Consider the following 3,887-nt stretch of genomic DNA (forward strand, 5'->3'; position numbering starts at 1 on the left):
TAAAATGTCTAACTTTTCTATGGCACTTCATTACTAGGGGGAGATTTTTTTAAACTTATTTTTTGGCCGGCAGTTTGAGATAGACGATCAAGCCATGGACGGCGAAGAAGAGGCAGACCGCCCCGGTGATGTAGTACCAGGGATTGTTGGCCGGTGAAAAAAGTTTTGGCGCGACAATCGCCCACATGTTGCACCAGGGATTGAAACTGGCGATGACGACGCAGATCAAGGTGACGTGCAGCCAGACATTGTGTCCTTGCCGACTGCCCTGCTTTTCCAAGCTCAGGCCCGGAACCGTGGTGATCAAAATCTGGGTAAAGATCCAGAATTTCCACATGGTGCTGTCATGCAGCTCAAAGCGCAGCAGGTTCAAAGAAACATAGAAGATCAAGACTTGGAAGATGACGTCGCGCAGGCGCGTCTTAAAGGACGTGCCCGGCTTCCAGTTGATGTCCTTTTCATAAGTCAGGGCCCGCTGCAGGCTGTAGATTTCCATCAAGACCCAGATTGCTTCGCCGATGGCCAGCAAGAGGAAAAGGACAACGTGGCCGTTTTTGGACCAAGTGTCCAAAAAGACCCAGATCCCCATGAAGTACGCCGCGCAGTAGAAGGTGTGCATGTAGAGCGGGTAAGGGCCCTGGTGGTCTTTTTCAGTGAGGTAGATCGGGATGATGTAGACCAGCAGGCCGAAAATGACGCACGGCCAAATAGGCGCTTTGCCAGCCGGGATTGCCGATGGTCAATTTGTCGATAAAGTCTTGCGGGGTAACCTGGTCTGCCGGGTATTTGGAGAGCAGGCTGGAAATAATGTTCATTGGAAAATTGCTCCTTTCGGCATTTAATTCTAGCGGCTTGCAAGTTAAGGGACAATCAGCAATAATATGCAAAGTGATCGTTAATTATCACTTTGCTTAGGAGTGCTGACCAAAAATGTACAAAAACTCAACTGACCGCCGCTTTATAAAAAACAAGCGGGAATTCCGCCGGGCCTATATCGACCTGACGATCCAAAAAGGCTACCGAAATTTTTCCATCGCGGAATTAGCCCGGCAGGCAGAACTAAATCGGATGACTTTTTACAAGCACTATGACAACCTCGATGACGTCTTCCAGGAATTCATCGATGACATGATTGGCGAAATTGAGAGACAATTGGCCGCTAAAGAATCTGCAGATTTGGCCGACCTTTTTCACGTCAGCAGCCAGCTGATGTACTAGGAAATCGACTTTTTCCGCTACGTGGCCAAGGCTGGAAACTGCGCGGACTTTCGGGAGGCTTTTAAAAACAGCTTTCAAGAACTGCTCAAGCCGGATTTGCAAAATGGCCCCAGCTCAAAGACTGAGGCCTTAATCCGCAGCGACCTGTATTCAGCGACCATCGCCACGGCATATTTGGACTGGTTGGCGGGTATTTATGGCAAGGCTAGCTTGGATGAAGTCTTGAAGGTGACTGAGCAGGTGCTGAAAGAACAAATACAAAACTTTGAGGCTAGTCGGCCGTAGTACCGAAGAATATCGGTGCGAGCTTCTAGAATGGCGGTCTACCAGTTACTAGGGATGAAGAAAGCTGTTGCCCCGGTCAAGCCGATCCGCTATGATGTACGGGCAATCTTCGGCGCACTGACGGCTTACCTGAAATAAAGAGACTATTTACGCTAACTGTGACAAAAAATCCCTCTCCGAGAGCTTGAAAATAGCTCTTTGGAGAGGGATTTTTTGGTGTACGTAGTCAAATGTCGACGTGTTTGGAAAAGTGATTGATATATAGGCCTTTAAGAGATTCATCACCTAAAATACTGAAAATCTGAAGGGCTTTTGTCATTTTTTCAATTCCGTCGTGTTTCCCCTTCATAAACTCAAAATATCCTGTTGTGTAAAGAAAAACGGTTTGTTCGTAGTAATTTAATTCATTGCTTAACAGATTTTTTATTTCTTGAATCAAGTACTCGCAATTTGCAAATTCTTTTTCATCAATGCTTATGGTTAAGCAATTTATAGCAAGCCGCGTCACTAGCCGCTTGTTGTTTTTGTTTAGTGAGTAATAAATAGAATTTTTTAGAATCTCCTTTGTCAACAGGAATAAAGAATCGTATGGAATTGTTTCTACACAGTTTCCCAACAAAGTTATTTCGTAGTAGCCCCACTTTTCTATCTTAAACAAATAGTCGACTAGTTGGGCTATCTCTTCCCTTGTTGGACAGACATTGCTATCCAGTGTGTGAACAATTGATTTAATCATCGTTTTTTCAAAAGGATTTAGTTTAAAACTGGAATTAGCAGAAAGCAAATTCATGATTTCAGCTGTATTTTGAGCAAAATATGCCTTTCTGATGTAGCTCATTAGGTTGAAAAAAGATTCTGTCCTCGTTGGAGATACATCATTATGGATAATCATGAATTCATCTAAAGAAACGTTTAACTTATCTAATATGTTAATGAGATTAGCACAAGATATTTCAGATTCGCCACGCTCGAAGCGGGAAATCTGCGATTTGGACAGGTGTTGATCAGCAAGTGAACAAATGCTGACTTGTTTTCCTACACGGATTTCTCTGAGTGTTTTTCCTAAGGATGATTTCATTGGAATTCCCACTTTCACAACAAAATGATAAATACCTTTGATTCAGTGTACAATATTGAAATGAAAAAGAAAATGAAATGAAAAGTATTTAATAAATTCTTTACTTTTACATTTTTCAGTTGACGTAAATATCATCGCTGATGGGGAGGATCATGGGTTTGAGGTGTTCAGCCAACTTTATCGATCAATCTATCGTAATAGTTAAACTACGTAGTGTAGAAAGGAGCACATGGTATGAAAAATAACGATCTACTTTCAGAAGGGAATAAAGTAGAATTTGAAAGAGATTTGAATCAATTCATAAGGAAACTAATTGATTGGAAGACAGATAGTTCTTTGGTGCATAGAGCTGACGACCTTAATACCACCATAAGCACGGATGCCTTGCCACTCGGTGGGCAGTCGCTAGATGACTCTATTGAAGAATTAGTTGGTTCGCTTGATCGAATATAAACTTTTCTAGCAAAAAGTTTATGGGCTTCCCAGATTGTGGGAATTCATTAGCCGGACTAGCAGGGGCAGTCGCTGAGGTATTTTTACAGCAAAATCTGATTAATAAGGATATTTGCTCACCAATGGGGACAGAAGTTGAGGCTGATGTACTTAATTGGTTGAGGGAATTGATAGGATACGCAGTTAATAATAAGTTAACAGACGTTAGTCAACTCGGTGGGGCTGTTACGACCGGCGGAGTAATGTCAAATACTTATGCCTTGATGGCAGCTGCAAGAAAGTATCCTGATAAGAAGATTGTGATACTTCCTAATAACATTGGGCAAGTTATGCGACAGAATGGTTAAATCTAGATGTCAAGGTGGTATATTGTAAAACTAAGCAATATAGGCTTGACCAAGTAGAATTAAAAAGATTACTTCATTTTTATGGAGAAAGTGTACTCTTTGTAGGTGTTTATGCATGTGATTCAATGACATCTACATGTGAAGACTTGGAAGGCGTATATCATGTAGTCAAAGAGGTTGAAAATGATATTTGGTTACATGCAGACGCATGTCATGGGTTTGCCTTGAGTTTTTCAGATGCATACAGGTCAAAAGTGACGTATTTAAGACACTATGATAGTTGCACCATGGATCCGCATAAAGTCATGTGGTTGCCATACACCCTTAGTGTTGTTTTGATGAAAAATGTAGATGATTTTGGAACACTTTCTAGAACAAACGCCTTGATCATGGATGACCCATTATCATTCGGAAAAACAACGCCATTCATTGGGAGCAAACCATATGATAGCTTAAAACTCTGGATGGTTATGAAAACACTAGTGTAGCGTCATGATGATATTTTG

9 protein-coding genes are annotated in these 3,887 nt (G+C 41.8%); 6 read left to right on the plus strand and 3 right to left on the minus strand.

The annotated features are described in order from the left end of the window. Positions 1-55: 55 nt before the first annotated feature. Positions 56-619 carry an ABC transporter permease gene (locus HMPREF3168_RS04595; protein ID WP_236157181.1) on the minus strand — a complete coding sequence of 188 codons (564 nt, stop codon included), beginning with the start codon at positions 617-619 and terminating at the stop codon, positions 56-58. Positions 620-650: 31 nt separating this feature from the next. Beyond that, positions 651-815, minus strand: a complete 165-nt coding sequence (locus HMPREF3168_RS10635; protein ID WP_236157180.1) for a hypothetical protein — start codon at positions 813-815, stop codon at positions 651-653. A gap of 115 nt (positions 816-930) precedes the next feature. Between HMPREF3168_RS10635 and HMPREF3168_RS04600 the strand changes: the two genes are divergently transcribed. The 3 genes from HMPREF3168_RS04600 to HMPREF3168_RS10930 are packed head-to-tail and all read left to right on the plus strand — an operon-like array spanning position 931 to position 1,641. After that, positions 931-1,218, plus strand: coding sequence for a TetR/AcrR family transcriptional regulator (locus HMPREF3168_RS04600; protein WP_025895527.1), 288 nt, complete (start codon positions 931-933; stop codon positions 1,216-1,218). Between the two features lie 21 nt (positions 1,219-1,239). Next, entirely contained in the window at positions 1,240-1,503 is a 264-nt protein-coding gene (locus HMPREF3168_RS04605; protein WP_003617057.1) for a hypothetical protein, read from the plus strand. A 15-nt stretch (positions 1,504-1,518) separates the two neighbouring features. Further along, complete coding sequence (locus tag HMPREF3168_RS10930) at positions 1,519-1,641, plus strand: hypothetical protein (protein ID WP_016395780.1); 123 nt, start codon at positions 1,519-1,521, stop codon at positions 1,639-1,641. Between the two features lie 88 nt (positions 1,642-1,729). Here the strand turns inward: HMPREF3168_RS10930 and HMPREF3168_RS04610 are convergent, their stop codons facing one another. Continuing rightward, positions 1,730-2,581: a helix-turn-helix domain-containing protein gene (locus HMPREF3168_RS04610; protein WP_035162312.1), complete on the minus strand. Its 852-nt coding sequence runs from the start codon at positions 2,579-2,581 to the stop codon at positions 1,730-1,732. 234 nt (positions 2,582-2,815) lie between these two features. On the opposite strand from HMPREF3168_RS04610, the gene HMPREF3168_RS04615 reads away from it, so the two are divergent. From HMPREF3168_RS04615 to HMPREF3168_RS10940, 3 genes are read left to right on the plus strand one after another with little or no spacing between them, the layout of a single operon-like run. Then, positions 2,816-3,034, plus strand: a complete 219-nt coding sequence (locus HMPREF3168_RS04615; protein ID WP_070488689.1) for a hypothetical protein — start codon at positions 2,816-2,818, stop codon at positions 3,032-3,034. Between the two features lie 20 nt (positions 3,035-3,054). Beyond that, a complete protein-coding gene (locus tag HMPREF3168_RS10935; protein WP_256388593.1) occupies positions 3,055-3,381 on the plus strand; it encodes a pyridoxal-dependent decarboxylase in 327 nt (108 codons plus the stop codon). A gap of 14 nt (positions 3,382-3,395) precedes the next feature. Next, complete coding sequence (locus HMPREF3168_RS10940) at positions 3,396-3,869, plus strand: pyridoxal-dependent decarboxylase (RefSeq protein WP_256388594.1); 474 nt, start codon at positions 3,396-3,398, stop codon at positions 3,867-3,869. The last annotated feature ends 18 nt before the right edge of the window (positions 3,870-3,887 follow it).

Origin of the sequence: Lactobacillus sp. HMSC08B12 (assembly GCF_001808415.1) — a bacterium.
GTDB classification, from domain to species: domain Bacteria; phylum Bacillota; class Bacilli; order Lactobacillales; family Lactobacillaceae; genus Lactobacillus; species Lactobacillus delbrueckii.

Bases quoted from the DNA above. Each gene is read 5' to 3' on its own strand.
- HMPREF3168_RS10635 (WP_236157180.1), bottom strand. From the start codon at position 815: ATGAACATTATTTCCAGCCTGCTCTCCAAATACCCGGCAGACCAGGTT.
- HMPREF3168_RS04615 (WP_070488689.1), top strand. From the start codon at position 2,816: ATGAAAAATAACGATCTACTTTCAGAAGGGAATAAAGTAGAATTTGAA.
- HMPREF3168_RS10935 (WP_256388593.1), top strand. From the start codon at position 3,055: ATGGGCTTCCCAGATTGTGGGAATTCATTAGCCGGACTAGCAGGGGCA.
- HMPREF3168_RS04595 (WP_236157181.1), bottom strand. From the start codon at position 619: ATGCACACCTTCTACTGCGCGGCGTACTTCATGGGGATCTGGGTCTTT.
- HMPREF3168_RS04610 (WP_035162312.1), bottom strand. From the start codon at position 2,581: ATGAAATCATCCTTAGGAAAAACACTCAGAGAAATCCGTGTAGGAAAA.
- HMPREF3168_RS04600 (WP_025895527.1), top strand. From the start codon at position 931: ATGTACAAAAACTCAACTGACCGCCGCTTTATAAAAAACAAGCGGGAA.